The organism is Wolbachia endosymbiont (group B) of Horisme vitalbata (assembly GCF_964028625.1).
In the GTDB taxonomy this organism is placed as follows: domain Bacteria; phylum Pseudomonadota; class Alphaproteobacteria; order Rickettsiales; family Anaplasmataceae; genus Wolbachia.
In genome coordinates, this window is sequence record NZ_OZ034797.1 from 1499797 (window position 1) to 1524544 (window position 24748).

Sequence of the window (24748 nt, forward strand, 5' to 3'; positions counted from 1 at the left end):
ATACCACAAATAAGTCGCTGTATGACGTAGAGACTATCTGGCCATCAAGAAACATAATGAAATTAGAGTTATTATTTCAAAATATAGCTAATAGTTTTGCTTTCCATAACCAAATCGCAGTTGCAGTATCAGGTGGTGTAGATAGTATAGTCTTACTGCATTTAATGACTAACTGGGCAAAAAAAAACAAGCTTTCACTTCCTATAGCATTAACAGTAAATCATGGGTTACGTTCAGAGTCTCAAAAAGAAGCTGATTTTGTTATAAGTTATGCAAAAGAACTTGGAGCAAAGGAATCGTTCATATTAAATTGGGAGAAGCAAAATATTAAAGGTAATATTCAGTTACAGGCACGAAAAGCACGATATAAGTTACTAGCAGAGTGGTGTAAAAACAATAATGTTAAATGTTTGCTCGTTGCTCATCACAAAGATGATCAAGCAGAAACGTTCTTATTAAGATTGGAGCGAGGTAGTGGAGTAGATGGATTATCATCAATGGATTACAAATCTTTCTTAAATGGTATTTATATATTTAGGCCGTTGTTAAATTTTAGTCGTAGTGAAATAGAAAAGTACGCTAATCTTCACCGGTTAAAATGGATCGAAGATAGAAGCAATTATGACTTAAAATACAGACGAACTTTATACCGTAACTTACTTAAAGCAAGTGACAATCAAGAGATTTTAACAGAGCGAATATGCCTCACAGCCCTTCATATGAAAAGAGCTGCAAAAGCGTTGATGCACTACACACGCCTTGCACTTAATGACTGCGTTAATATTCATGATCTTGGTTATATTGAAATTAAACTAGATGAACTTTATAAACTGCCAGAGGAAATAGCTTTAAGGCTTCTTCTTTATTCTATAATGGCAATTGTCAACAAGCACTATAAACCAAGGTGCCGTAGCCTTATCGCAATATTTAATAGAATATTGCAACAAAATAGTGATGTTAATTGCACACTCTATGGATGCAAAATAAGAAAATATGGAGAAAGTATTTTGATAATGAGAGAATCGTCAAATATACAGGAAATTACTGTACACTTACCATTAAATGGTTCTATTGAATGGGATAACAGGTTTAGCTGCACAATATTTGGAGATCAGGAGTGTTCAGTAACTATTGCTCCGCTAAAAAAAACACAAAAAATCCCTGAATTTCTAAAAAATTATGATTATTGCTCTGAAGTTTACTATTCTTTGCCTACAGTACAAAAAGATGGAAAGATGCTTGCTTATCCATGTATAAAACATGATAGCAAGCATATTGGTGATGATGAGATTAAATATTTTATCACTAGCATAATAAAGGAAAATTTGCTAAAGTTAATTGATGTTTAATTAAGGATTACAATGAGTGGGGCAAGGTTTTTTAAATTTGTTTTATTATGTCTAACAATCGCTGCTTTTATTTATCTTATGTATGTTCTTTTTTTTAATTAAAGCTGCTGCAGCCACTATATCCTTCATGCCTATTATTATAACATCTGCTGTAGTGACATGTTCAGTAATATGCACTGCAGCTGTATTAGGTTTTGTTATCTATTTAATGACACCATCTAAAGTAATAGAAGTTGAGCAAAGTAAGCAAGAAGTAACGTTTAACGATGTTATAGTATCAGATGAAGTAAAAGAAGAGTTACGAATGATTTGTGATATTATATCACAAGAGACAAAAATAATGTTTGAAAAAGTTGGCTTTAAGCCACCACAAGGTTACCTTTTACACGGTCCACCAGGAAATGGTAAAACACTTCTTGCTCGCACTGTTGCAGGTGAAGCTAAGCTTCCGTTTTTTTCCACTTCCGGAGCTATTATTGCTGGTCAATTTGTTAATCAAGGTGCACACAATATACAAGAACTTTTTCAAACAGCAAGAAAAAAGGCTCCTTGTGTAATTTTTATAGATGAGATAGATTCTATCGGTTCAGAACGTATTGACTCTAGGAGCCAATCTAATAGAGCTATAAACGAGGACCATAACAAAACTTTAAACCAATTATTGATTGAAATGGATGGTTTTAATGTTAGCAAGGGTATAATAGTAATTGCTGCAACTAATCGTCGTGAAGTTTTAGATGAAGCGCTTCTTAGGCCTGGCCGTTTTTCTAAGCATATCTATATTCGCCTACCAGAATTGGGCTCACGAGAAAAGATATTAGATCTTTATATGAAGAATGTGCCAGTTGGATCAGATCTAAACCTTAAAGAAATTGCAGAAAAAACTGAAGGCTATTCAGGTGCTGAGTTATCTAATTTAGTAAATGAGGCCAAGCATAATACTGTAAGGCGTACTCAAGAGCAAAAAATGGAAGAACCTGTTGTTAGCATGGGTGATTTTACAAAAGCACTTGAAGAGTTTAATAGTACACATAAAAAATTCAAGAATAGAAAAGCGAGCAATACAGGTAATAATGTAATAAGTGCATTACTACAACCTACTGTAGAAAATTATATGCAGCAGCATCTTACCAGTACATAACACATATACTTATTGCAGTGAAAAACAATTTTTTAAATTTGTAATTATTTTTCTAAAGTTTACTACTCTTTTCCAACAGTGAAAAAAATGGAAAGGTGGTTGCTTATCCTGATGTAAATTACAACGGAGAAATACGGTGATGATAAGATTCGATGCATTATTAATAGCACGATAAAACAAAATTTGGTAAGCTTGATTAGTATTTAATTAGAAATGTAAATGAAAAAATTTTTAGAAGGCTTATTGATCTGGTTAGTGATTATTGTTCTTATTTCAGTTGCTTATATTCAATTTAGCGGAAGTATAGGTAAGAGTAAAACAACCATACCTTTTTCAGAATTTTTAACTAGACTAGAAGATAATGATATAGAAAATATTACAATAAGAAACCAAAGCATCGAAGGGAAGTTTAGGGATGGGTCAGCCTTTAACTCAAGTGGTGTTATATATAGTGACTTAATAAAAAGTTTGCATGATAGGAAAGTGAAGTTCTCCTTTTCAATTGGAGACTCTGCAATAGGTATAATTGGTGGATTACTTATTCAATGGGTTCCGACCCTTATCTTTATCGGTTTATTACTTTTCCTTTTTAAACAAACGCAAGCAGGAGGTAATAGAACTATAAGCTTTGGCAAATCAAAAGCTAGGCTTATGACTACTGGAAAAAAAGTGACATTTGATGATGTTGCTGGGATTGATGAAGCAAAAGAAGAGTTGGTTGAAATTGTTGATTTTCTTAAACAAAGGCAAAAATTTCAAGTGTTAGGTGGGAAGATACCAAAAGGATGCCTTTTAATTGGTTCCCCTGGAACTGGTAAAACTCTACTTGCTCGTGCAATTGCAGGTGAAGCTAATGTACCGTTTTTTAGTATTTCTGGATCTGATTTCGTTGAAATGTTTGTCGGTGTTGGTGCAAGCCGTGTCCGGGATATGTTTGATCAAGGTAAGAAAAATGCTCCTTGTATAATTTTCATAGACGAAATAGATGCAGTAGGTAGGCATCGCGGCATCGGTCTTGGTGGCGGTAACGACGAAAGGGAACAAACATTAAACCAGTTACTGGTTGAGATGGATGGTTTCGAGTCTAATGAAGGTGTGATAATAATTGCTGCAACTAACCGTCCAGACGTCCTAGATCCAGCACTACTTAGACCTGGTCGTTTTGACCGACAGATTACTATTTCTTTACCTGATATAAATGGGCGTGAGAGAATATTAAATACGCATATAAAGAAAATATCGATAGCACCAGATGTAAACGTAAAAACAGTTGCGAGGGGAACGCCAGGTTTTTCAGGGGCTGATCTAGCAAATTTAGTGAATGAGTCTGCGCTTATTGCTGCAAGAAGAAATAAGAAAATTGTTACCATGGATGATTTTGAGTATGCACGTGATAAAGTGATGATGGGCATGGAAAGAAGGTCCTTAGTCATTACAGAAGAAGAAAAAAAGCTTACTGCTTACCATGAAGCTGGTCATGCAGTAGTTTCAGTTAATATGCCTGCTTCTGATCCTATACACAAAGCAACAATTATTCCACGTGGTAGAGCACTCGGTTTAGTTATGAGACTACCAGAAACAGATAGAGTGTCCCTCACAAGAGAAAAGATGCTAGCAGATATAACTGTTGCAATGGGTGGACGTGTGGCAGAAGAGCTAATTTTTGGCTATGATAAAGTCACAAGCGGTGCATCTTCAGATATAAAACTAGCATCAGATTTATCACGTTCTATGGTGACAAAGTGGGGAATGAGCGACAAAATAGGTCCGATCTATCATAATCGCGAACAAATCACACATGATTCTGAGACAATTTCTGAAGATACGTTAAGACTTATAGATGAGGAAGTAAAGAAAGTCGTATTTTCTTGCTATGAAAAAGCAAAAGACATTTTAACCAAGCGTAGGAAAGACTTGGAGCTCATTGCTGAAAATCTACTGGAGTTTGAAACTTTAACAGGAGATGAAATAAGAGACATATTAAGTGGAAAAAAAATTGTTAGAAGTGAAAATGAAGGTAAAGAAGAGATAAGAAGATCCTCTCTCTAATAAGATCTGGCTTTATTTAACCGCTAAAACAAAAATTTTTAATTAATTAGCTTAAGTTATAAGATCATAGTTAAGCCGATGTATTTTATAAATGGACTTTTTTGAACATTCTTCCAATTTTTTTCTAAATAACTCTTTGCCTATTTAAATAAGTATGTTCAGTATTAGAGCTTTCCAGACCGCTACTAGGAGAAAGATTAGGTTCTTGACCTTTAAACATCTCTATTAGCTTTAATACAGGAGCAGTTCCTGCTACAATAGCTCCTATAACAGCAGTAGCACCCATGATGAGAAGAATCGGTTCTGCAGTGGTGATTACACAAAGCTCAATACATAAACCAGCAATGACCATACCAACCATTATACCAATGAAAGCACCTACAATTATGGATGAAACTACACCAATTAATTCTCCTATTTTTGAACTAAGTGGTACTTCTCTTTCACGTCTAATACGCCTAATATAGCGTGACCTCATTTGTCCTCTCATTATTACATTTTCATCCCTGTTTCCAAAGAGATTCAATGACGCTTCTCTTTACTCTAATAAAATTTGGCCGCATTTGTTGTTCTCTTGCCCTTCTTCGCTCTCTCATTATTATGTTTTCCTCAAAGAGGTTTAGTGGTACTTCTCTCTCACCTCTAATTCTAACATGATTTAGCTGTGCTTGTTCTACTAATAACCTTATTGTACTTTTTATTTCATTTAGCGGTGCTCTTCCTCCAATATCCTTAATTGCCTTCTCAAATTTTAATAGCGACTTGTTATTTAGTCTGACATTATTCTGAGAATCACAAACAATAACCCAATCTAAAATTGGCTTTTTTTGACCACCATACTCTATATAATCATTAATGTGTTCCTTTAGTTTTTTAATTATCTCTACTGCTCTTGTTTCCATAGCTTCTATGGCGCTATCTTCACTTTCTATGAGTATATTGAAAACAATTCCTAATAACTCCTGTTGTAAATCCTTTCGTTCTTTAATATTCATAATTAGCCTCAACTTTTATATGCTATTTTGCCAAAATAATTTTACCAAATAAGTAATATATATACAATAATTCTCGTTTAAAAATTTTTTTACATTGGCTTATCTCAGTTATGTTTTAGGATGTAAAAGCTTCTTACTTTAATAATTTATTAAAGTAAACCATATATGGATTGCTATTTAGGAGCAGCTGTTGTACTTTAATCAGAAGGTACAGTAATGTAAGAAGGAGGTACTTTATGTCTTTAAAAAATGAAATTTCTGAATTGATAGAGCAACAGCTTGGCATTAAATATCATGACAATTGCTTAGCTTACACTATCCATAATTCGGCTGCAGGTGAAATATCCGATTCTATTGCTCTTTGCATAGTTGGCTGTGGCGATTGTGAGATTAAGTATCAAGGTATTGCTAATTCATTTAACATAACGAAAGAAGAAATTAACCAAAGTAATATAGAAAGCATAAAAAATAAGATAGAAAGTGAAGCTAGAAAAGAAGGTAGTGAATTTTCCGAGTTGATTTCTAAGATGGATCAATCGCTGAAAGAACAAAGTGAAAAGTCTATTATACAGATTTTAAATTCATCTGCTGAAGAGATGTTAAGGAGTTTTTGTGGTAGTTCTATACAGAGAACAGAGGATAAAGAAGTTAGTCTGTCCTCTGCTTCACATGAAGAGCCTGCTACAGAAGATTCGGAAACTACTATTAATTCTGATCTTTTATCAATTTAACCAGCTCCTCATATAAATTTTTTCTGTACCCAAGCTATATGTTTGTGAGAGGATAGTAAGCACTACATTTTTCTATTTCCATTATAACAGATTCGTCTATTTTCATGATGATCTTACTATTTGTACTCTGTCTAGGACTAAGCAATAGAAATAGTAGGATAACAGTAGTCAACCAAGATTCCAGCATCACGTACTAGGATGATATAAGTATCATGATTTACGATTAGATTGACATAGGGTAAAGAGTAAATTAAAAATTAAATAGATCTTTTAATGCAGAATAAATGCCTATAGAAATATTGATGCCCGCTCTTTCCCCAACAATGAGTAAAACTGGAGGGAAAATTGTAAAGTGGTGTAAAAAAGAACAAGATAAAGTTGAAATAGGTGATGTAATCGCTGAAATTGAGACTGATAAAGCCATAATGGAGTTTGAATCTGTCGATGAAGGAGTTTTAGCAAAAATTTTAGTGTCGGAAGGAACAAGTGGTGTGCCTGTAAATCAACTGATAGCTCTAATGTTAGAGGAAGGGGAAGATAAAAGCGCACTTGATTTAGCTTCTGCCATCAATACCAAGGTTGAGAAGGAGGTTGAAGCCGATTTTTCAGTATCATCCAACCCTTCGATTTCATCTAGCTCTTCAATGTCATCCAAGTGCGTGACACTGGGATCTAAAAAAGAGGATAGAGCAACAGAAAATAGAATAAAAGTAAGCCCCTTAGCTAAAAAAATAGCTCAAAATGAAGGTGTTGATATAAAGCGATTAAAAGGTACAGGTCCATATGGTCGTATCATCAAAGCTGATGTATTAGAATTTTTAGATCAAACTAAAAGCTATGAGAGATTTGAGGAAAATACAACAGTTGAAGTAAGTAATATGCGCCAAGTGATAGCGAAGCGCCTAGTTGAATCTAAGCAAAATATTCCACACTTTTATTTAACTGTAGACTGCCACGTTGATAAGCTAATATCGCTCAAAAATGAGGTTAATTCAGCAAATGAGAACAATAAAGTAACAATTAATGACTTAATTATAAAAGCTGTGGCTTTCAGCATGAAAAAATTTCCTGACATAAACTCATCGTGGATAGATACTAAGATAGTAAAATATTCAAATATAGATATCTCAATTGCTGTAGCGCTTGAGGATGGACTTATTACTCCTATAGTAAAAAATGCTGATGAAAAAAGTGTTTTATCTATATCAAAAGAAGTGAAAGATTTAGTAAATAGAGCACGATCTGGAAAATTAAGGCCTGAAGAATTTCAAGGAGGAGGGTTTACCATTTCTAATTTAGGCATGTTTGGTATAAAAACTTTCAGTGCTATAATCAATCCACCACAGTCTTGCATTATGGCTGTCGGCGCATCTAAAAAACAACCAGTTGTCATAAGTGAAAAAATAAAGATAGCAGAGGTAATGACAGTTACTCTCTCTGTTGACCACAGAGCAGTTGATGGAGCACTCGGAGCAAAATTTTTAAATGCCTTTAAGTACTATATAGAAAACCCTACGGTGATGCTTCTTGAGCCTTTATTATTATAATAAAATTAATACCTCTTAGTTTATACTTTTGTTAGTTAATAGGTTTAGAGGTAAAATATGACTGATAAAAAGATAGAAAAACGTAGTATATCTTTTGATGCTACAAAATCAAAATTTTCAAACGATAGGTTTCAAATAGATTCCTCATCTAATGAGTCAATAGATACCATTGGTAAAAAATTTAAGTATGAAGTGAAACTTCCAGGTGTTATTCACACTACAACAAGAAAAAATAATGTTGGAAGCGGATTAAATGAGTTAGATCTAAGAAAGAAAAATGAAAACTCTTTCAAGACACCAATAAAGAATATTGAAGAATCAGATAGTAAGAGAAACCAAAGTCATTTGCTGTTTCAGGAGGACTCATTTCCAGAACTACCAGCATGTGCATATAAGCCAGCACTGCTGCCAAAACCATCAAAAGAAAAAATAAAGGAAGCTGTAGATAAAATGCGCAATAATAGAAAAGCTCATAATTCTGCAAGTGTTGAAAATGGTGTTAGTTCAGACAGGTTCAAAGTGCGCCCGTTCTTATGTAGTGATATAGATGGATATGTAGCTCCTGACAAACGTGACCGTAATCTAGAAAGGTGTAGGGTTACACATGATAGCAGTAAGCTTGAAGCACAAATGGAAAGAAAGCATGGGTTTCAATCAGATCCAAGTGTTAAGCATGTAAAGGCTGATACTGTAGTATGTTCTATTACTAAAGGTCATGACAAAAAAGGCGTTAAATCTGATGTCTCATATACACAAGAGCCTATATCAGAAATGTCTAAGGTCAATGTGAGAGAATTAGCAAATAGGTTCCGCGGCTAATCATTTAACAATTGCTTAAGATTTTATAAACTGTGCATATAGTACTCTATAAGAGAAAGAGAAGTGTGACAGCCTCTCTCTTTCTTAACCACTTGCTGAAGAACGTTTATCTTCTGTGGCATCTGGTGATGGAGCAACTAATCTGCTCAAAATCTCATCTTTTGGTCCCATATCATAAATAACACCATCTGACATGATAATCACTTTATCAACTACGGATAGTAACGGTAGCTTATGAGTGATGATAACAGTGGTAGTATTTTGCTTTCTTGCAACATTGATTGCATTAATCAAGCGCTCCTCTCCATTACTGTCTAAGTTAGCATTCGGTTCATCAAGCACTAAAAGCTTAGTATTACCATAAAAAGCCCTTGCAAGTCCAAGAAGCTGTTTTTGGCCACCAGAGAGTATTACTCCTCCAGGTCCTCCTATTGTTGTATCATACCCATTTGGTAAGCTCAGTATTAATTCATGTATTCCTGCAGTTTTTGCTGCTTTGATTATTTCTTCAGGATTTGGGTCTGGTCTCATTCGAGCAATATTAGCTTTAACACTAGTGTTGAACAACTCAATATCTTGAGGTAAGTAGCCAACATAATTACCAAAATTTTCTCGATTCCAAGTGTATACATCAGCACCATCTAGTCTGACTACACCAGATATGGGTTTCCATACACCAACAATTAGCTTGGCAATGGTGGACTTACCAGAAGCGCTTGCGCCAATAACACCAACTACATCCCCTGGTTCTATTAAAAATGATATTCCTTTTACTGTTGGCTTATTACTCCCATAAGGAGTAAAGAATACTCTATCAAATTCCAACTTCCCTTCAGGCTCTGGTAGAGCCATAGTTTGCTCTCTTTTTGGTGATGTTAGGATAAGTCTTTGCAGCCTGCCATATGACATTTTGGCTTGATTTAAAAATTTCCAAGTATGAACTGCTGCATCAAATGGAGCCAATACTCTACCCATCAAAATTGAGGCAGCAATGATACTACCAGCAGTTTTGTGAGCTGTGATTGCGAGTAATGCACCTGTTCCAATTACTGAAATTTGGAGAGTCGAGCGTAAAAACTTAGTAATCCCAGTAATCACATTAGAACGATTCTGCGCTGTAACTTGCATTGCACGATTTTGATCATTCCGTTTACACCAATCAGAAACTATAAATTCTGACATACCCATAGCTTCAACCACCTCTGCATTTCGTGTTGCAACATCTATAGCATTAATATTACGTATAGTTTCTTCATTGGTTTCTCTCAATATACGCTTAGTAGCAAGTTCATTCCATACTGCCATTGAAACTAATATAATAATTCCGGCAATAGCTATAAACCCTGTAGAGGTATGTATCATAAAGATGAAAACAAGGTAAATTAACGACCATGGAGTATCAAATAGTGAAAATATACCATTTCCTGTAATGAAATTTTTTATTACCCCAAGATCTCGTATTGCTTCACCGCTGGAAGTTGAGCTCTGCACTGATGTTAGCCTAATTGACCTTACTATTAGGTCTGGTGTTGCAGTTTTATCAATCCAGTCGCCAATTTTTGCCATGGCTAAATATCGACAAGTTTCAAGCATTGCAGAACATGCAAACGCAGATAAAGTAATAATCGTCAGCATAACTAATGTTGATACACTCTCGCTCGATATCACTCGATCAAGTACCTGAGAAGTATAGAGTGGCAAAAATAACATCAACGCATTAATCCCTGAACTAAACCAGAAAATGAACCAAAACGCACTCTTGCATTTCTCTAGACAAGTGTATAGTATACTTTGCTTTAATTCTTTTTTTATTGATGGAGTAATTTCCACAATCTTCCTTTTAACTTAACTATATGCACCATATATAACTTTTATTTCAAAAGTATTAACAGCTATTGCCTTACCCTATCGTTAATATAATAAAATGTTAACATATGCGAATAGGAAAACATAAACTTTTTTATAGCAAGACTATCTAATTCCTTCTCTACTATAATCTTATACGATAGCCTTGCCAATTGTTCTATGTTTTCCTTATCTACTACTCAATGACAGTTTACTATAATGCTTACTATCACTCCTCTGAAAGTTGATGCTATCAGAGTCAGTGATTACAATCTGCATCTATTTTCCTCTTTCTATATGATCAGGAAGTATTACATATTCCAATGATCTAGCTGTAATTGCTCTTTTTCTCACACAAGATGGACTTGAATATAACCTTGGTCTATATCTTTCGAATTTAAAACAGTCAACAGTAATCCCCTCCTCAAAGTTAGAAAGTATTAGAGATGGAGATTTACTAACTTCCTTATCACTCACAGAATTATTTGCACTACCATAACTCACATGACGCGCTGCACTATGATTGTTACCACACTCTTCTCTTGAGGTTGAACCGCTTGGATTAAAAGGAGTCGAAAATGTTGAATACCCATTGGTATCACCAAATCGTTTTATCAACCCACAGTTTTCTTCATTCATTTTTGTAATATTCTCTTGATTAGCACCTTCTGATAAGCTTGATGAAGCAATAAGATCTTCTTTTTTCTTACTAAAGATATTGCCTATTTTTAGCTTGGTTGCAACATTCTTGAATTTGTTTTTCGGAGCTTTTGGTTTAATTTCTGGATGCTCATTTATAGTAATTACACATGATGGATTATCTAACTTGTCCATTGTATTTTGTACTCTACTGTTGCGTCTTGAAAACAGACTAAGTTTTGCTGTTAAATCATTCAAAACAGGTGAACTTTTTCTACCTTCTAAAGAATTATTCGAACATGGTACTGCACTACCACCCCTACTCATTTTCTGAGGAGAAATATTGAGTTTGTCTTTACTCTCTAATCTAGTTTCATGCGTAAACTTGTAAAGTTCATTTTCCAATCGTGAAATATCTTCTGCATTCTTTATTAATAGTTCCAATATTGAGTTGTATTCCTCCAAATCATGATCCCCTACTTTTGTCTTAGCTAACTTTCCTGTAACCTCTTCAATTCTGTTCATTTTTTCAGTATAGTTTTCTATCTTACGTTTAACAGGTTCTTTTTGAAGGCCAATCACTAAGTTGTATAAGATAAGTAAAAATGATATCGAAGAAAATGCAATGGAAATCCAGGTAAGAATTTCTTCCTTTTCAGGTTCTGCATTATTATACTTAACGCAAACAGAAATAATCACACTTGATATTGACATGGCCAGATTATAGTAGTCTAGAAGCTTTTTGCTTCTTTCTTGATCTTCCATATTAAGTCTATCATATTTCCTTTTTTTGTTTTCCCTTATTTCATAAAAGAAATCTAAAAATAACCTCAAGATATTTGTGTCGCCATGTTTAAAAGCATAATCTAAAGCTGTTTTTTTTGCATTATCCTTTATATCAAAATTTATCTTCTTATTTACAGTTTTCTCTCCGGTGCTGATTGTTAGGTAGAATAAGGCTTTAATAGCTTTTTCCCTTAAGCGCTCATTTTGTTTACGCTTTTCTAAAACCAACTTTTTCAAAAATTGACCTTGCTTAAAATCCTCATTTATAGTTTTTTCAAAATCATTATCACTCATTACAAGATAGTGTAATGCTGTTCTTCCAGATTTAGATACAACATTTAACATTTTCTTATTATAGGGGTAATGATTATCTGTCATAAAATATTCTATTAACTCAGCATTAAGGCTCATGGCAGCTAAATGTAGAGGTATAAGCCCTTGACTGTTTGTGTTAAAAAGTGGTACTGTGTTCCTAATAATTGACTTAGCAATACTTTCAATAACATACTGAGAGAATCCTATGTCGTCGGCAAGAGCAGCCATGTGTAACGGTGTATTGTCATTTTCATCATATAACACTTTGATGTTAGCAGCCACCTTTTTACCTACAAGTTCTTTTGACACAAATTCAAGACATTCCTTATTGCCGCTCAAAATAGCTGCAAATAACAACTTTTTTTGTGTATCTTGTTCTAAAAAAATACCCTTTGGGCTTTTTTTTACCAAATACTTAACGCATTCTACTCTTCCACTGAGGATAGATAAGTGTAGTAAAGTTTGTCCATCCTTATTTTTCTTACTTAATATTTCTCCCACTCTCTCTTTTTTAAAAAGGTGCTCAAGGCATGATTTATTACCAACACGTGCTGCCATATGAAAGACGGTGTCACCGTTGCTATTCTCACGCAAAACCTCTTGATAAACGTCAAATTTCTTCTCTTCCAACTTTTTTTCTATCATGCTTAAAAACGATAAATCAAGTTGGGCAGCAAAATGTAAAGGGGTGTTTCCTTCATTATTACTCTTATTTACTTGCATGCTTCTGTCTATTAATAGACTCACACATTTTTTTCTTAGTTCTGTTTCTGTATTACTCGATAGAGCTAAGTGTAGGGCCATATTTCCTTTGCGTGTTTCTGTACTTAAATCGTAATCAGGAAATTTATTGAGTAAAAATGTTAGACAATCATACTTCCCGTACATTGCAGCTAAATGTACAAGATCTCTTCCATACTCACCTTTGGATTGAAGTATGCTATTTCCTATATTTTCATAAAATAGCTCTATACAATATGTATTACCATGTATAATAGCAATATGTAAGGGGGTGTTACCTTGTTTATTCTGAACAATTTTTGCACCTGATTTAATAAACAATTCTATTAGCTGTTTATTTCCATGTTTTGCAGCTATATGCAATGGGGTGTTACCATCTACATTTTCTTGATCAATTTTACTGTTTGGTCTACCTAAAAATTCTAGATGCTTTATAAGAAAATTTATGGCATTTTCTTGAGTTTCTGAGTTACCTGCAATCTTATGAAAAGGATTCTCATTATATTTATTTTTTAAAAATTGTACTTGATTATCAATGAAGAATTTTATGCACTCAGCATTTCCAGATTGCACAGCATAGTGTAATGCGTTATTTCCATATTTATCTGTTTTAATTTTCTCCTTATCAAAAATTCCTTTTGCTGTCAATATTTCTTTTAAATATTCTAGGAGGTTAGGACTTCCGCTTCTGGCAGCATAGTGTAACTCAGTTTTATTATTGGTAGTGCAACTAAAATCTGCTTCATTTTCTATGAGAATTTTCAAGCATTCTTTATTACCAGATTTAGCCGCATAGTGTAGTGGTGTTTTGCCATCTCTATCTTTATTCCTTAATGCTTCTTCAATGTCAAAATTAGAATTTTCTATCACAAAACGTAAAATATCTTCTTTACCCAACTCAGCTAAATAATGTAGAAGTGTTTTATCATTACTATCTGCAAAATTCTCCAGTTTTGTAATCAATTCTTTCTTCATACCAAGAATTAGAGATACAGCCATTTTAATATCACAATCCCTATTTTTCTTTTGTTGTCTTTCCCTAATTCTTTCAATAGCCACTGTTAATAGCGAAGAACCATCATTACTTATTATATTCCATCCATCTTGACAAAATTTTTCAGCTAATGAATCACTTATATTTTCTTCTAAAATCCTGCTTTTTATATAATCAAGATTATTAGTACATATATTATAGTTTTCTTCTTGAGTTACTTTGTTAATATAATCATATATGATTATTAGGTCTTGCTTATTGACTTTATCTTCTGAATTGCCTTGTAATGAAGAGAGGTCTATATTACTAATTGCTTTGGCCATACCAACGTTTACCGAAACAAATAAACCCGACCTGAGTGTCTTTGCGCTTGTACTAGATTTAGCTTTGAAAACATTAGTAACTGTGTCAAATTTATTTTTGAACATACTGTACCTCATAAATAATAATGCCGGTAGTGAATAAGGCTTTAGTAGATACCACTGTAATTTTTAAGCCTACAAAAATTCACCAGCGGCCGCATTATATAGTAGATAATTTTTTGTGCTAGTAATATTTTTCTAATTCCCACTTTTGCCTTGGTGCAAAGTCAAGAGAGTCTACATAGTTTCTCTGTAACCTTTCAATTCCTGTCCATCCAACCATCACTGCATTGTCTGTACATAAATTGCTTGGAGGAGAAAGCACGTTCAAATCTATGTATTTTTTCAATCTCTCCTTCAGAAAATTATTTGCTGCAACTCCACCGGTAATTACAAAATCATTGATTTTAATATTTAAAGATGCAGTGATATCAATAGCATTTCTGACTCTATCGAGTAATATGTCGCTAATACACTCTTGAAACGAAGCACACATATCGCAAACATCTTGCTTGCTCATTGCAAGCTCTTTAACTAAGTTTTTTACTGCTGTTTTAATTCCAGAAAATGAGAAGTCACATCCAGAACGTTTTATCATTGCTCTTGGCAGCTTAAATCTCATACCATCACCTTTTTTAGCTAACTCTTCAATCAATGGACCTCCAGGATAGCTTAGATCCAGCATCTTAGCAATTTTATCAAACGCTTCACCCAGCGAGTCATCAAGTGTTTTTCCAAGTTTAATATACTTACCTACATCCTGTGCAATTAAAAATTGACAATGGCCACCCGATATAAGTAGGACTAGAAATGGAAATTTAACCTCATATAGCAGCCTAATAACTAATGTGTGTGCCTCTAAGTGATTAACTGCAATAAACGGTTTTTGTGCTACATGCGAAATTGCTTTAGCCATCATTGTACCAACTATTAGTCCACCTATGAGTCCTGGTCCTGATGTTGCTGCAATTGCATCTAGATCACAAAAGTTAAGGTTAGATTTTTCTATAGCGCTTTTTACTAGACCACTTAAATGCTTCATATGAGCACGTGACGCTATTTCAGGTATTACCCCACCGCGTTTTTTGTGCTCTTCCTGAGAAAGAATTTCGTGAGCAAGGACTTGCTTATTACTATTTACAATTGCTGCTGCAGTTTCATCACAGCTTGTTTCAACAGCTAATATAGTTTTCATATATATTTGAACTCTTTAATTGTGAGAACTATAACTTGAAATGTTGAAGAAGTGAACTTTGTTCTGTTAAGCTAATTATCATCTCCAAATATAGAACCAATTTTTTTACTCCCAGAGGAAAATTTATTAGTCCAACTGCTTTGTACTTTGTTTATATCTTTAAAGGCAGTTTTATTGCTATACTCCTTTACTTCTTTATCTATTATCTTCATTATTTGTGGATCCAGGCATCTCTTTTTCCATTGGTTAGTAGCAAGAAATACTTTATTTAAATCTTGAGTGCGAATTAGATATTCTTTATCTTTAGGATAAACTTCCTGAGCCCAAGCAAACAGCTCAAAATAGCGTGCGAATAACTCAGACGCACGTGATTTTGGAGTTTGGTAAACTTGTATCTCCTTAAATATAATTTGACCAATAATTTTTTGTACCAGAATATTTGACTGCTTTAAGTTCTGCTCAATATCCTGATAAACTTTATAGAGAAATTCTTGCTCTAAGCTTAAGTTCAGTTCATTTTCAACCATATGTGAAAGTTCATGTACTATGATGTAAGGATTTGACCTTCTTAGCACAATAACATACTTATTTAAACCAGAAGAACGAATTGTCTTACACACTCCCTCTTCCATATCCACTAATCCTTCTTGATATATTTCAAACGAGAGTCTAGTTTGCTTTATTAGTGACAAAGTGAGGTTTAATGTATTTCTAAACTTCTCAAATTGATAGAGATATTTGACATATTGTATTACGTTTTCACTATTTCCTACTTGAGTTGCTTGTTTTATTAAGTTCCTGATTAGCATGCTTCATTATTAAAGGAATTTTCTTTATGCTCAAGAATTATAAAGTGTTTTCAGGAAGTATAGCTAAAAAAAGTTTAATTTACTTACATTCCGCTACTTATTATTAGCCAAGAGGTATCACGTCAGTATGACTTAGGAATGTACTAGATATAAAAGTGCAATATCAAATATATTTTACTAAAAATCAATCAACTTTTCACATGTTTGCTCTTCATAAAAGAAGCTCAATGTTATCGTAGTACCAAGTTTTGCTTCACTTTGAATGTTGAAAGTCCCACCCATTAACTCTACTAATTTCTTGCTTAGAGGTAATCCGATACCTGTGCCTTCGTTTCTATATCCCGAATCTGCTTGGCCAAAAACGGACATAACTTTATATATGTCCTGCTGCATTATCCCTATTCCATTATCATGAAACTCAATAGTTAATAAATTTTTTTCTATATTCTCTTTAATAATCATTCTTATTAAACCACCTTGAGGAGTGAACTTGATTGCATTTGATAACAAATTTATTATAACTTGCTTCATTCTTTTGGGATCGGCGATAACTAATAATTGTTTATCAGATATCTCTTTCTTTAAACTAATACCTGTTTCTTTTAGTTTAGGTGATAACATTTTTAAGCACGAATCTATTATCTTATTCAGATTAAACTTCACTTTCTCTACTGTTAAACTACTTGATTCAGCTTTAGAAAAATCGAGCACATCATTAATCAAAGCAAGTAAATGTGTACCAGCATTATATATATCGTCTACGTATTCCTTGTATTTAGAGTGATCTACCGAACCTAAAGTTTCATTTTTGATCAACTTTGCAAATCCAATAATAGCATTAAGAGGTGTACGCAACTCATGTGTAACACTTGCAAAAAATTTTATCTTATTTGCATTTTCTTGCTCTAATGCCTCTTTAACCCTTTGTAATTCAATATTAGTTTTATGCTGCTTGGCTAGCATTTGGGTATTGGAAAAGTGCAAATAAAGCATTATTAGTATTAAGATAACCAGTAATAAGCCCATTAATATTGAAAATAGACTATATACCATAATATAAGAGTCATTATAGCTTTGAATGATCTTCAAAAAAAATGAAGGCTTAATGTCATCTTCATGAAATATAGGGAAAGTAGAAGTTAATGTATTTCCTGTAGCGTAAAATATTTCTTGATTGCTTAGCAATTTATCAATTTCATCATTTGTAAGCAACTGCTCATAGTCATGACCTTGAGTATTAAAATTACTGAAAATTACTCTGGCATTTTGATCATACAGTATTAAGCTAAAATTTCTTACTTTGCTTACTGATTGTAACAATTCAGCACGCAATTTTACCAACTGGTTTATGTAATCAAAACTGTTATATTTAATATGATGTTTTTCTATTAGTAAATAATGATATTTTTTTATTATACTATTTTCCAATAGATCTTTTAAGTTTGCATTTGAATTACGGTAAAAAGAAAGAAAATTATTCTTTAATGAATAACTGCGGTATATTGTGCCCAATAAAACCACAAAAATTAATAAGAATAGCGAGATAATTTTTGTATATCTATTTGTTTTTAGTGTAGTAAAAATTAATTTACTTAATTTATACATATTCTTCTCATTGTGAAATAACGTCTTTTATGGTATTAATAAAAAATTAGCATATCATACTTTTATGACAATTTCTCCTATCTTGCCAGTTTATTCTCCTGTTAACATAAATTTTTCTTATGGCAAAGGTATTTACTTGTATGATATCGATAATAAGCGCTATATAGATTTTCACTCTGGAATAGCTGTTAGCAGTTTAGGTCATGCCAACCCACGATTAACTGATGTCCTAAAATTACAAGGAGAAAAACTATGGCATATATCAAATACCTATAATATATCTACTGCCAACAAATTTGCAGAAAATTTAATAAACAACAGCTTTGCTAATACTGTATTTTTTGCAAATTCTGGATCAGAAGCAGTGGAATGTGGACTTAAAATCGCTAGGGCCTATCAAAATGGAAAAGGTAATAAAAATCGCTATAGAATTCTAACATTTCATGGTGCATTTCATGGAAGGACATTTTTAACTTGTGCAACAAACGATAGACAGAAATTTTCTGAATTACTGAATCCTTATATTGACTGGTGTGATAACATAGAGCCCAATATTGAGAGTGTAAAGAAAGCAATTTCTAATGGCATAGGTGTTATATTAATAGAACCAATACAGGGACAAGGTGGTATTAAAGTAATGAGTGAAGTCTTCATGAAAGAGCTAAGAGAACTATGTAACGAAAACGACATACTGCTATTTTTTGATTGCGTTCAGTGCGGTGCTGGCAGGACAGGAAAGTTATTTGCATATGAACACATAGGAATTAAGCCTGACATATGTGCTCTTGCAAAAGGAATAGGAGGAGGTTTCCCTCTGGGGACTTGTCTTGCAACTGAAAAGGTTGCTAAGTACATGGCGGTCGGTATGCATGGTTCTACTTTTGGTGGTAATCCACTTGCAACTTCAGTAGGTAATGCTGTATTGGATGAATTGCTCAGCCCTGGCTTCTTAGAAAATGTTGAAGTTAGAGGTAAGTACTTAAAAAACAAACTAGAAAATTTAGCAAGCAAGTTTCCAATGATAGAAGAAGTGAGAGGAAAAGGGTTGATGCTAGGAATAAAAGTAAAAATGAATAACCAAAAATTTGCAGAAGAGCTAAGTCACCGTGGTTTACTCACTGTTGGAGTAACATCAGATAACGTTGTAAGAATCTTGCCTCCACTCATTATCACTGAAAAAGAGATTGATGAAGGCATTGAAATCCTCACTCAGTATTTATCTGAAAAGTTCTAGTTAAAAACTAAACCTTCCTGCTCACTAGTTGTTGGCTGTATCAAAATTGCTGATAAAGCAGTAGCTACAACTTTATCAGCTACTTCATTTGTACACTTTGCCTTTTCCTGTTCTCTTATCAGTGTAAGCTCATTTATATCACTTAGTGAGTCAAATTTTGTTATATCCTCAAATATAAACGATTGCACGATGTCTTTCGGAATATTGAAAAAAGCCGAGTTACCAAGCGATAATGTCATATCTAACAAACTTTTCATTAAGCCGTTTCTCAAAACACATTTAGACAGTTCTCCTAAAAGAATTGGCACTCCAAAAGTAAAAAATGCTCCTCTCACTAAATAGGTTGTTATTTCATATAACAATGCACCACACAAGAGTGCCAATGGTCCAAATACTATAAAACCGCAAAGTAAAGGCAATGGCATGGTCTGACCTGATGATATTCTACCTATAAGCTCCATTGAAATTATAAACCCAATAAGTAACATAGCTCTACCTAGATATGTCCTTTCTTTAGAGCGTTTGTTAAAGTTTTTCTCACGTAACTTAGAAAAATCATTGTTAACTCTGACTTCAAAAATATTATGGTTGATTTTTAATTTTAGCTCTAAGTCCTCTATTCCATGATGCCACTTATGACACCTTACAATTTCATCAATTATCGTACTAACTTGATTATTGATTTTGTATAATTTGCTTTCTTGATATAAGTTGCCTTGATAATATTTTTCTCTCAAGTCTACACAATTTAAATTCTTTAAATCACATAAAAAATCTTTGATTTCTTGTGCCATTTTATTAGCATCATCTTCGTAGCCTACAGCTTTCAAAATTGTTACCAAGTGTTTATTTTCAATTTGAGCAATTGTTCTATCTAATGCACGTATATATTGCTTGGATTGAAAATATGAGATGATTTTTTCTTTACATCTATCCTCATTGCCTTCGTACAAACTATTTCTTTTGAAACTGCTGTCATGTTCTTTGGCAATTTCTAATGCATGAACCAATACATTTTGCGCCTTCACACTACTTTCACAGTGACAGTTTCTGATTATGTGTACATACGCTCTTGCACTGGTATCTCCAGATTTATCTATATTGTACGCTTTAGCCAAAAAGACTAAATAGTCAAACCCTGCCCAAAGATAATACATTACCTTTGTTATAGCACTCCCCACAGAAAATAAAGCTGAGCGTGTGCAAGATAATTTACCGTTGTTTTTAATTCTGTTCTCATATGAACGAAGGTATGCCTCTGTACTTTTTAAAATCTTATGTAAATCTTGTTCTGTCTTTTTGACATCAAAATCATTTATATCATGAACTTTTTCATACGTTTCTTTTATCAAATCACTAGAAAACTTCTTCAGAGCTGAATCATCAATATTTCCTAATGCATCAATATTTTTACTAATATAGATTTCTATTTTTCTTCCAAGTTCTTCTCCCATTCTATTTTTTAGCAACTTATTGTATTTATTAGTAGCTGGAAACAAAACTTTCTGACAAAATTTCTGTGGTTCGTTTTTAAAATTTGCTAAGATCTTATTCACAAATAGCTCAACTTCTTCACCTGCAGCAGCGAAAAACCATGATTGTCTGCTCTCATTACGCTCTCTATTTCTTCCAAGATTCTGTAGGGCTTCAGATGGATTATTGAACTGACTAACCGAATCTGCAAATATTGATGCAACATGATTATATTCACTATCAAATCCACGACCTTTCGATCCATCTATAACCGTTGTCAACGCATATTTAGCCAATGAATCAAAATCTCTTTTTTCATAATCACAATAAAGAGTTCGATATCCACCTATCTGATTACGTATTATCGCTGAAAAGAGTCTGTTTTCTCCAATACCAAGATCATTTTTCCCAATTCCTGCAAAGATACATTTATTTTGTTTGCAGAAATCAATGAGACTATGTAGTATACCTTCCTCTCTTTCCATGAGGTCATGGAGCTCTTTGCTTAAGCGCCAATTATCAACTATTAAGCTGCATTGCTCATTATCACTTTTACTCAGTGCTTCAATTACTGTCTTTATTTGCAGTAAGAGCTCATCTCTAGCAAATTGCTCACTAAAGCCTTTTCTCTCTAGGTAGCTTATAATATTGTTATCATTAGTGGTGCTAACATTCTTTTTAACATCTTCTATCAATTCACTCAAACCTTCTCTTCTTTTTTTATCTAAAGTAATATTATCACACTTCATTAAATATGAGAGAGTAAGATCGATCATTGAATGCATTACTCTATATTTTAGATATTCAGCAGTACTACTGAAATCCACCTTTTCTTTTAATTCAGATATCTGCTCTTCTGTCAGACTAGGATGTTGCTTTTTAACGCAGCTTATAAAGTTCGCTTCGCGTAACTTGAGCCTATAGTCTTGATAAGATATCCCTTCAGGCTGAAATTTATTATACACTTCATAACGTGTACTACCTTCATATACTAAATTATCTCTACCCTGCAACGCAAAGTTAAGATTAACTATACTATTTACATCATCAGCTAAAAGCAGAGCACTTTCTCCAATTGGGCTTTGCACATTCCATCTTATAGAAGTTAATAAATCATCGGTATCAACAAGCTTATTGTAATTAAAAACTTCTTCGCTCTCTTCAACATATTCATGAGCTGGGCTCGATTTTTCTCTAGTAAATAAGCTACGCACGTTAGCAAGAAATCTAGAAAGCAGTTCTTTTGACTCTACACCAGTTGCTTTAGTTAGTACCCACCAAATTGGCAACATTACTATACCAAATATAAACATAGAAATTGTATAATATAAGTTTCCAATCAAAGCAGAATACAGCCAATAATCTGAAGTTAGACCAATTACAGCAGCAACATTACTATTTATAACAGGAAATAATGTAATCATAGGTATTATAGTAACAGCAATATTCACTACAAATGCTAGAGTGAAATTTGTTCTCCTATTGGTTTTTGCAATAACACTTGCTGTTTCGATGGCGTTTGCAATACAACGTCTACTCAATCTTGTCGGGCTGATAACTTTTCCGCATCTATTTAAAATCCTTCTCTTTGGTGTTGCAGTTAGGTAAGTCGTAGGATATTTCTCATCAAGCTTGCACATATTCTCAAAATCCTGCTGCTTGTTAATACTGTCTGCTTCATCAACACTAATCCACAACTTGGTATTTTGGTCTTTAAATTTACGATCATTTTCTTGCTGTAATAACAGGTCATGTGTCACTATAATTGTTGTAGGTTTAGTTGCCTTCAGTGCATTTTTAATTTCCTCAGCAGTTTTAGGTGTCCTAATGTTTACAGTAAATGCACTACTCATCATTTTTTTAGCTTGGTTTACTAGATCACTGCTTGGTACTGCAACAAGATGATGAAATCCTGCTTGGGCTAGTACATGACTCAGTATTCCAATGTCGTAAGTCTTACCAAATCCAGTTTCTGCATCGATCATAACATTACAGTTAGCAATGGAAGGGTTTTTGAGATGTTCCAATATCCCTTTAACAACAGATTTACGACGTGCTACTATTATAGATTCCTTTGTATCATCAAGTTTTATAGATTCACCTTTTAGCTTGCAGTTGATTTTTTCTAAGCTACTTATAATACTTTGCTTTTCTTGATTACTGATAGAACTCACACATTACCCGCTATAATTATTACAATATTAATTGTATGTTAATTCAGTAAATTGTCAATTCTATGGACAAAAAGCTGATTTCAACTATCATATTAATATGAATATATGCCTCGGAATAATTACTTCTCCTCATGGAATCAAAGGAGCTGTCAAAATAAAAACCTTTACTGAAAAGCCCGAAAATATTTTCCTATATGGTGAACTAATAATCGAAAGTGAAAATTATAAAATAAGCTTGGTGTCTGTTGTCAGTAATAATTTAGTAATAGCAACAATTAGCGGTGTGAACTCCCGTAATGAAGCAGAACTTTTAAGAAATAAAAAGTTATATATAGAGAGAAATAAGCTACCACAATTAAATGATGAGGATGAATTTTACCAAAATGATCTTGTGAATATGGAAGTAAGATTAGAAAGTAATGAATTATATGGCTATGTGAAGTCTGTACATAATTTTGGCTCAGAGGATATATTAGAAATTTTGGTTATCAGCACAAAAAAAAACATTATGCTATCTTTCACTAAAGAAATATTTCCATACATCAACATGAAGGAAAGATATATAGTAATCAACATGCCAGAATTCATTGGCCAATAAAAATTTTGATATTTGTATAAAGTTATTTATAATCATCAGACTAAATTAAAAGTGTAATTATGGCAGAAAGGGCTAATGATATCAGGCCAGGTCAGGTACTAGAACATAACGGTGGTTTATTTTCGGTTATAAGTATTATGCATACTCAACCTGGTAAGGGTGGTGCATATATACAAGCTGAAATGAAAAATATCCAAACAGGAGCAAAGTACTATGAGAGGTTTCGCTCTGATGCAACAATCAGAAGGGCAATTTTAGATGAAGAGGAATATGTTTATCTCTTTACTGAAGGGAATATCGTAAATCTTATGCATCCAAGTAGTTACGAGCAGATTGTTATAAATTTAGACTTATTAGGGGAAAAGAAGGCTTATTTGCAAGATAATATGAAAATTAAAGTAGTAACTTATCAAGATAAAATAATTTCTGCACATGTGCCTGATCACGTTACACTAACTGTAAAAGGAACAGAGTCTGTTATCAAAGGGCAGACTGTTACTGCTTCTTATAAGCCTGCAATTTTGGAAAACGGAATACGTGTTAACGTGCCTCAATTTATAAAAGAAGGGGATAAAATTGTAGTACATACTCCTGATAACAGCTATTACGAAAGAGTAAAAGAGTAAATGGCCATTTCATCACCACGAATCAATGTGATGCTTGATTCTGTACGCAGTGCCTCCAAGCAGCTTATACGTGATTTTAATGAATTGCAAATTTCAAGCGTTAAGTCAGCAGACTTTATCAATAAAACTTATTCAAAATCCAAGCAACTTATATACGATTGCTTGAAAAACTACAACCAGAACTATGACTTTATTTTTGAAGACGATGTGGGCCAAGATCTAAAAGACGGCAGTTATACTTGGTTTATTATGCCTATAGAAGGCAAGGAAAACCTTTTTAGTTGTATGGTTTATTTTGCAGTATCAGTTTGTCTCATTCATAAAAACAGAGTTGTAGCAGCTGTGATTGATGCTCCAGCGCTTAGAGAAACTTTCTGGGCAGAGGAAAAGAAAGGAGCTTTTCTTGAAGATTTCAAATCTCGCCATGTAAAAATGCGGATGAAAGCTCGTGAAGGGGGAATAATAGACATAAGTGGTAATTTGTTAAATAAATTACCACTTGACAATAATAATCTACGCTCCCTTGGCTCAACGGTACTAGGTTTTGCATATCTTGCTGCCGGAAGATACAATGGAATAATTTACTCTGGAATTAATAAATATAAAACTTCACTCGGTAGGCTTTTTCTGCAAGAAAGCGGTGGGAGATTAAGGGAAGATAACGCGCTTGTCATTGCTGGAGATATAAACTAAAGTTCATTCAAAAGAGCAAAAGTCACGT

At 33.4% G+C, this 24748-nt stretch carries 16 protein-coding genes and 2 pseudogenes; 11 read left to right on the forward strand and 7 right to left on the reverse strand.

What is annotated here, in order from left to right:
- Window positions 1-56 precede the first annotated feature (56 nt).
- The 4 genes and pseudogenes from tilS (at window position 57) to ftsH (ending at window position 4539) form a co-directional block, all read left to right on the forward strand.
- Entirely contained in the window at window positions 57-1349 is a 1293-nt protein-coding gene (gene tilS / locus ABWU56_RS07210; RefSeq protein ID WP_265041825.1) for a tRNA lysidine(34) synthetase TilS, read from the forward strand.
- A gap of 127 nt (window positions 1350-1476) precedes the next feature.
- On the forward strand, window positions 1477-2490 hold the full coding sequence (locus ABWU56_RS07215; protein ID WP_353281465.1) for an ATP-binding protein: 1014 nt from the start codon (window positions 1477-1479) through the stop codon (window positions 2488-2490).
- A 57-nt stretch (window positions 2491-2547) separates the two neighbouring features.
- A pseudogene (locus tag ABWU56_RS07220) lies at window positions 2548-2697 on the forward strand (tRNA(Ile)-lysidine synthetase); the annotation flags it as partial.
- Window positions 2698-2709: 12 nt separating this feature from the next.
- A complete protein-coding gene (gene ftsH, locus ABWU56_RS07225; protein WP_265041821.1) occupies window positions 2710-4539 on the forward strand; it encodes an ATP-dependent zinc metalloprotease FtsH in 1830 nt (609 codons plus the stop codon).
- 124 nt (window positions 4540-4663) lie between these two features.
- On the opposite strand, the pseudogene ABWU56_RS07510 reads toward ftsH, so the two are convergent.
- Window positions 4664-5534, reverse strand: a pseudogene (locus tag ABWU56_RS07510) (hypothetical protein).
- 236 nt (window positions 5535-5770) lie between these two features.
- On the opposite strand from ABWU56_RS07510, the gene ABWU56_RS07240 reads away from it, so the two are divergent.
- The 3 genes from ABWU56_RS07240 (at window position 5771) to ABWU56_RS07250 (ending at window position 8631) form a co-directional block, all read left to right on the forward strand.
- Entirely contained in the window at window positions 5771-6265 is a 495-nt protein-coding gene (locus tag ABWU56_RS07240; RefSeq protein ID WP_010403296.1) for a hypothetical protein, read from the forward strand.
- Window positions 6266-6549: 284 nt separating this feature from the next.
- Window positions 6550-7812, forward strand: a complete 1263-nt coding sequence (locus ABWU56_RS07245; RefSeq protein ID WP_353281471.1) for a pyruvate dehydrogenase complex dihydrolipoamide acetyltransferase — start codon at window positions 6550-6552, stop codon at window positions 7810-7812.
- Between the two features lie 57 nt (window positions 7813-7869).
- Window positions 7870-8631 (forward strand): hypothetical protein, encoded by a 762-nt coding sequence (locus ABWU56_RS07250; protein ID WP_010403294.1) that lies wholly within the window; start codon window positions 7870-7872, stop codon window positions 8629-8631.
- 84 nt (window positions 8632-8715) lie between these two features.
- On the opposite strand, the gene ABWU56_RS07255 is transcribed toward ABWU56_RS07250, so the two are convergent.
- From ABWU56_RS07255 to ABWU56_RS07275, 5 genes are all read right to left on the reverse strand, one after another.
- On the reverse strand, window positions 8716-10461 hold the full coding sequence (locus ABWU56_RS07255) for a type I secretion system permease/ATPase (protein ID WP_353281473.1): 1746 nt from the start codon (window positions 10459-10461) through the stop codon (window positions 8716-8718).
- 294 nt (window positions 10462-10755) lie between these two features.
- Window positions 10756-14379, reverse strand: a complete 3624-nt coding sequence (locus ABWU56_RS07260; RefSeq protein WP_264704547.1) for an ankyrin repeat domain-containing protein — start codon at window positions 14377-14379, stop codon at window positions 10756-10758.
- Window positions 14380-14497: 118 nt separating this feature from the next.
- Window positions 14498-15508 carry a tRNA (adenosine(37)-N6)-threonylcarbamoyltransferase complex transferase subunit TsaD gene (gene tsaD, locus ABWU56_RS07265; protein WP_064085270.1) on the reverse strand — a complete coding sequence of 337 codons (1011 nt, stop codon included), beginning with the start codon at window positions 15506-15508 and terminating at the stop codon, window positions 14498-14500.
- A gap of 71 nt (window positions 15509-15579) precedes the next feature.
- Window positions 15580-16317, reverse strand: a complete 738-nt coding sequence (locus ABWU56_RS07270) for a hypothetical protein (protein WP_010403278.1) — start codon at window positions 16315-16317, stop codon at window positions 15580-15582.
- A gap of 177 nt (window positions 16318-16494) precedes the next feature.
- Window positions 16495-17922, reverse strand: coding sequence for a sensor histidine kinase (locus tag ABWU56_RS07275; protein WP_010403276.1), 1428 nt, complete (start codon window positions 17920-17922; stop codon window positions 16495-16497).
- A 64-nt stretch (window positions 17923-17986) separates the two neighbouring features.
- Between ABWU56_RS07275 and ABWU56_RS07280 the strand changes: the two genes are divergently transcribed.
- A complete protein-coding gene (locus tag ABWU56_RS07280; protein ID WP_353281475.1) occupies window positions 17987-19156 on the forward strand; it encodes an aspartate aminotransferase family protein in 1170 nt (389 codons plus the stop codon).
- Here ABWU56_RS07280 and ABWU56_RS07285 read toward each other — a convergent pair.
- Window positions 19153-22803 carry a DEAD/DEAH box helicase gene (locus ABWU56_RS07285; RefSeq protein ID WP_353281477.1) on the reverse strand — a complete coding sequence of 1217 codons (3651 nt, stop codon included), beginning with the start codon at window positions 22801-22803 and terminating at the stop codon, window positions 19153-19155. The genes ABWU56_RS07280 and ABWU56_RS07285 overlap by 4 nt on opposite strands.
- A 97-nt stretch (window positions 22804-22900) precedes the next feature.
- Between ABWU56_RS07285 and rimM the strand changes: the two genes are divergently transcribed.
- From rimM to ABWU56_RS07300, 3 genes are read left to right on the forward strand one after another with little or no spacing between them, the layout of a single operon-like run.
- Window positions 22901-23401, forward strand: coding sequence for a ribosome maturation factor RimM (gene rimM / locus ABWU56_RS07290; protein WP_353281479.1), 501 nt, complete (start codon window positions 22901-22903; stop codon window positions 23399-23401).
- 59 nt (window positions 23402-23460) lie between these two features.
- Window positions 23461-24027, forward strand: coding sequence for an elongation factor P (gene efp, locus ABWU56_RS07295; RefSeq protein WP_010403241.1), 567 nt, complete (start codon window positions 23461-23463; stop codon window positions 24025-24027).
- Window positions 24028-24720, forward strand: coding sequence for an inositol monophosphatase family protein (locus tag ABWU56_RS07300; RefSeq protein ID WP_064085955.1), 693 nt, complete (start codon window positions 24028-24030; stop codon window positions 24718-24720).
- The last annotated feature ends 28 nt before the right edge of the window (window positions 24721-24748 follow it).

What these genes read in the sequence shown, in the direction of transcription:
- tilS (WP_265041825.1), top strand. Translation starts at nt 57, where the DNA reads ATGAAATTAGAGTTATTATTTCAAAATATAGCTAATAGTTTTGCTTTC.
- ABWU56_RS07215 (WP_353281465.1), top strand. Translation starts at nt 1,477, where the DNA reads ATGCCTATTATTATAACATCTGCTGTAGTGACATGTTCAGTAATATGC.
- ftsH (WP_265041821.1), top strand. Translation starts at nt 2,710, where the DNA reads ATGAAAAAATTTTTAGAAGGCTTATTGATCTGGTTAGTGATTATTGTT.
- ABWU56_RS07240 (WP_010403296.1), top strand. Translation starts at nt 5,771, where the DNA reads ATGTCTTTAAAAAATGAAATTTCTGAATTGATAGAGCAACAGCTTGGC.
- ABWU56_RS07245 (WP_353281471.1), top strand. Translation starts at nt 6,550, where the DNA reads ATGCCTATAGAAATATTGATGCCCGCTCTTTCCCCAACAATGAGTAAA.
- ABWU56_RS07250 (WP_010403294.1), top strand. Translation starts at nt 7,870, where the DNA reads ATGACTGATAAAAAGATAGAAAAACGTAGTATATCTTTTGATGCTACA.
- ABWU56_RS07260 (WP_264704547.1), bottom strand. Translation starts at nt 14,379, where the DNA reads ATGTTCAAAAATAAATTTGACACAGTTACTAATGTTTTCAAAGCTAAA.
- tsaD (WP_064085270.1), bottom strand. Translation starts at nt 15,508, where the DNA reads ATGAAAACTATATTAGCTGTTGAAACAAGCTGTGATGAAACTGCAGCA.
- ABWU56_RS07270 (WP_010403278.1), bottom strand. Translation starts at nt 16,317, where the DNA reads ATGCTAATCAGGAACTTAATAAAACAAGCAACTCAAGTAGGAAATAGT.
- ABWU56_RS07275 (WP_010403276.1), bottom strand. Translation starts at nt 17,922, where the DNA reads ATGTATAAATTAAGTAAATTAATTTTTACTACACTAAAAACAAATAGA.
- ABWU56_RS07280 (WP_353281475.1), top strand. Translation starts at nt 17,987, where the DNA reads ATGACAATTTCTCCTATCTTGCCAGTTTATTCTCCTGTTAACATAAAT.
- rimM (WP_353281479.1), top strand. Translation starts at nt 22,901, where the DNA reads ATGAATATATGCCTCGGAATAATTACTTCTCCTCATGGAATCAAAGGA.
- efp (WP_010403241.1), top strand. Translation starts at nt 23,461, where the DNA reads ATGGCAGAAAGGGCTAATGATATCAGGCCAGGTCAGGTACTAGAACAT.
- ABWU56_RS07300 (WP_064085955.1), top strand. Translation starts at nt 24,028, where the DNA reads ATGGCCATTTCATCACCACGAATCAATGTGATGCTTGATTCTGTACGC.